At 73.3% G+C, this 3,156-nt stretch carries 5 protein-coding genes; all 5 read left to right on the top strand.

Features of this window, described 5'->3' with window-relative positions:
* Window positions 1–1,303: penicillin-binding protein activator (locus QMX80_RS18890; protein ID WP_282278708.1), on the top strand; the 1,303-nt coding region annotated here is incomplete at its 5' end.
* Window positions 1,293–1,667 carry a YraN family protein gene (locus QMX80_RS18885; RefSeq protein ID WP_282278707.1) on the top strand — a complete coding sequence of 125 codons (375 nt, stop codon included), beginning with the start codon at window positions 1,293–1,295 and terminating at the stop codon, window positions 1,665–1,667. The genes QMX80_RS18890 and QMX80_RS18885, both read left to right, overlap by 11 nt.
* Window positions 1,667–2,212, top strand: a complete 546-nt coding sequence (locus QMX80_RS18880; protein ID WP_282278706.1) for a metal-dependent hydrolase — start codon at window positions 1,667–1,669, stop codon at window positions 2,210–2,212. The genes QMX80_RS18885 and QMX80_RS18880 overlap by 1 nt, the downstream gene beginning before the upstream one ends.
* 20 nt (window positions 2,213–2,232) lie before the next feature.
* Window positions 2,233–2,802, top strand: a complete 570-nt coding sequence (locus QMX80_RS18875) for a TlpA disulfide reductase family protein (protein ID WP_282278705.1) — start codon at window positions 2,233–2,235, stop codon at window positions 2,800–2,802.
* 9 nt (window positions 2,803–2,811) lie between these two features.
* Window positions 2,812–3,156 (top strand): FAD-binding protein (locus QMX80_RS18870; RefSeq protein ID WP_282278704.1); only part of this gene is annotated, 345 nt, incomplete at its 3' end.

Below are 3,156 nucleotides of genomic sequence, written 5' to 3'. Positions count from 1 at the left end.
GCACCTGGCCCGCGGCCAGGCGCTGGAAGCCACGGGCGACGCCTTCGCCGCGGCCGGCGCCCGCGCCCGCGCCGGCGCGCTGCTGTCCGGCAGCGCCCGCACCGACAACCAGCGCGCCATCACCCGCCTGCTGGCGGGGCTGGACGATGCCACCCTCGCCAGCCGCAGTGCCGCCCTGCCGGCCGGCGACCCGCTCTACAACCATGCGGGCCGCGCCCTGATCGGCCGCGGCCTGCCGCTGCCGCGTCCGTTCGACCGCGATGCCGCCTGGCAGCTGGACACCGGCAAGCGTCCGCCAGCCGAGGCGGACGGTTACCGGCCGCCGGTGAAGATGGCGGTGCTGCTGCCCTTGTCCGGCAACCTGGCCACCGCCGCCGCGCCGGTGCGCGACGGCCTGCTCGCCGGCTACTACGCCGAGTACCGCCGCCGCCCGCAGGTCGATTTCATCGATACCCGCGGCACCCCGGCCGGCGCCATCGCCGCCTACGACAAGGCCGTGGCAAGCGGCGCGGATTTCGTGGTCGGCCCGCTGGGCCGCGATGAAGTGGATGCGCTGTTCGGCCGCGATCCGCTGCAGGTACCGCTGCTCGCGCTCAACCGCGGCAAGGACACTCCGCCGGCCGGCAGCGCCGGTTTCTCGCTGGCGCCGGAGGACGACGGCATCATGGCCGCCGAATACCTGCTGGCCCGCGAGCGCGGCAACGTGCTGGTGATCGGCAGCAACGACGACACCGGCCGCCGTGCCACCGCGGCCTTCCGCGAGCGTTTCGCCGAGCGTGGCGGCAAGGTCGCCGCCAGCCTCAGCGTCGGCGACGCCCCGGGCGACGTGAGCGCGCGCCTGCGCCAGGCCGGCACGGTCGACGCGGTGTTCCTGGCGGTCAAGGGTTCGCAGGCGCGCGTGCTGGCGCCGCAGCTGGCGCTGGCGGGAATGGGCGGCGCCACGCGCGTGGGCACCTCGCAGCTGGCCTCCGGCACCGGCAAGGCCGACGAGGACATGGCGCTGGACGGCATCGCCTTCCCCAGCGAAACGTGGAGCGTGCGCGGTGCGCCGGGCCTGCCGGCGGCCGGCGAACTGGCCACCACCCTGCCGACCGCACGCGGTGCCGCCGCGCGCCTGTTCGCCTTCGGCTTCGATGCCTGGAAGATCTCCGCCTACCTGGAAAAGCTCGCCAACAGCACCCAGGGCGGCCTGGCCGGCGCCACCGGCACCCTGCACCTGGACGGCTTCGGCAACGTGCTGCGCACGCCGGCGTGGTCCACCTTCAGCGGTGGCCAGCCGGTGCCGATCGGTGATGGCCGCTGACAAGGCCGCACGCGGCGCGGCGGTGGAAGCCGCCGCGCGCCGGCACCTCGAGAACGCCGGCCTGCGCTGGCTGGCCGGCAACGTCTGCTACCGCGGCGGCGAACTCGATCTGGTGATGTTCGACCCGGCGGCCGCCAGCCTGGTCTTCGTGGAAGTGCGCTACCGCCGCGACACCGCATTCGGTGGCGGCGCCGCTTCGGTTGATGCCGGCAAGCGCCGCCGCCTGCTGCTGGCCGCGCAGCTCTATCTTTCGGCGCATCCCGTGCACGCGCAGGCGCCCTGCCGCTTCGACGTGGTCGAGGCCAGCGGCGAACCGCCGCGGCTGCACTGGCTGCGCGACGCCTTCCGCGCCGACGATTGCTGATGCCCAGCGTCTTCACCCATGCCGCGGTCCCGCTGGCGCTGTGGTGCGCCAGCGAGCGCGGCCGCATTTCCACGCGCCTGCTCGGCGCCGGCATCGCCGCCGCGATGCTGCCCGACGCCGACGTGCTGGCCTTCGCCCTGCACATTCCCTACGCCGATGCCTTCGGCCATCGCGGCGCCAGCCACTCGCTGCTGTTCGCCTGCCTGCCGGCGGCATCGGCCCTGCTGCTGCACCGCCAGCTGCACGCAGGAAGACGGCAGGCGCTGGCCTTCGTCTTCGCCTGCGCGCTCTCGCACCCGCTGCTCGACGCGCTCACCTCCGGTGGCCTCGGCGTGGCGCTGTGGTGGCCATGGAGCGACGCGCGCCTGTTCGCGCCCTGGCGACCGATACGCGTTTCGCCCTTCGCCAACGCCTTCTTCAGCGCGCGCGGCCTGCAGACCGTGCTGTCCGAACTGCGCTGGGTATGGTTGCCGCTGGCGCTGGCGGTACTGGGTTGGCGGATGATCCAATCACCCGCAGGCGCAAGCGGCCGTGCCCCTGACTGAGCCGCACCGGGAGAAGACGCATGGAACGTCGTAATCGGCGGCCCTTCGGGCTGCTGTTGTGCTGCCTGCTGCCGCTGCTGGCACCGCTTTCGCACGCCGCCGACGACGCCCCCGCATCGCCGCGGGTTGGCGAATTCCCGCCGCCCCTGCTGGGCAACAACCGCCAGGGCCAGATGGTCGACCTGGAACAGCGCCGCGGCAGGATCGTGGTGCTGACCTTCTGGGCCAGCTGGTGCGGGCCCTGCATGCGCGAACTGCCGATACTGGCGCAGCTGCAGAAGGTGGTGGGCAAGGACGCGCTGGAAGTGATCGCGGTGAACTGGGGCGAGCCGCGCGCGGACGTGTTCGCCTTCGCCCGCCGCAACGGCAAGCTCGATCTGGAATACGTGTTCGACGGCAAGGGCGAAACCGCCGCACGCTATGGCGTTCGCGCCATACCGCGCATGCTGGTGCTCGACCACGAGGGCCGCATCGCCTCGATCCACGTGGGCTATTCGGCAGACGCGCTGCCCGGCTTCATGGAAGAAATCGTCGCCCTGTTGCCGGACGAGATCCGCAACCGGCCGCCCGGCAACGCGCCATCGCCCTAGAATGCGGTGATGGACCGCACTCTTCCCGCCGCTTTCGACCGAGCGCTTTCCGACCTGCTCGGCGCGCACTGGCGCACCGACGACGCCGCGTTGGCCGCGCATGCGCAGGACAACTCCTGGCGGCATGCGCTACCGCTGGGCGTGGCGCTGCCGGAAAGCCGCGAACAGGTGCAGGCCATCGTGCGCGCGTGCCGCGCGCACGGCGTGCCGCTGGTCGGGCGCGGCACCGGCACCGGCACCACCGGCGCGGCGGTACCGCCCGCCGGCGGCATCGTGCTGTCGTTCGCGCGCATGAACCACATCCTCGCGCTGCGCCCCGGCGACCCCGGCGCGGTGGTCGCGCCCGGCGTGCAG

The sequence above is a fragment of the Stenotrophomonas sp. PS02297 genome, from assembly GCF_029959705.1.
Taxonomy (GTDB): Bacteria; Pseudomonadota; Gammaproteobacteria; order Xanthomonadales; family Xanthomonadaceae; genus Stenotrophomonas; species Stenotrophomonas nitritireducens.
Note: the sequence above shows the minus strand (reverse complement) of the source record. Positions and strands in the feature narration are given on the sequence as shown.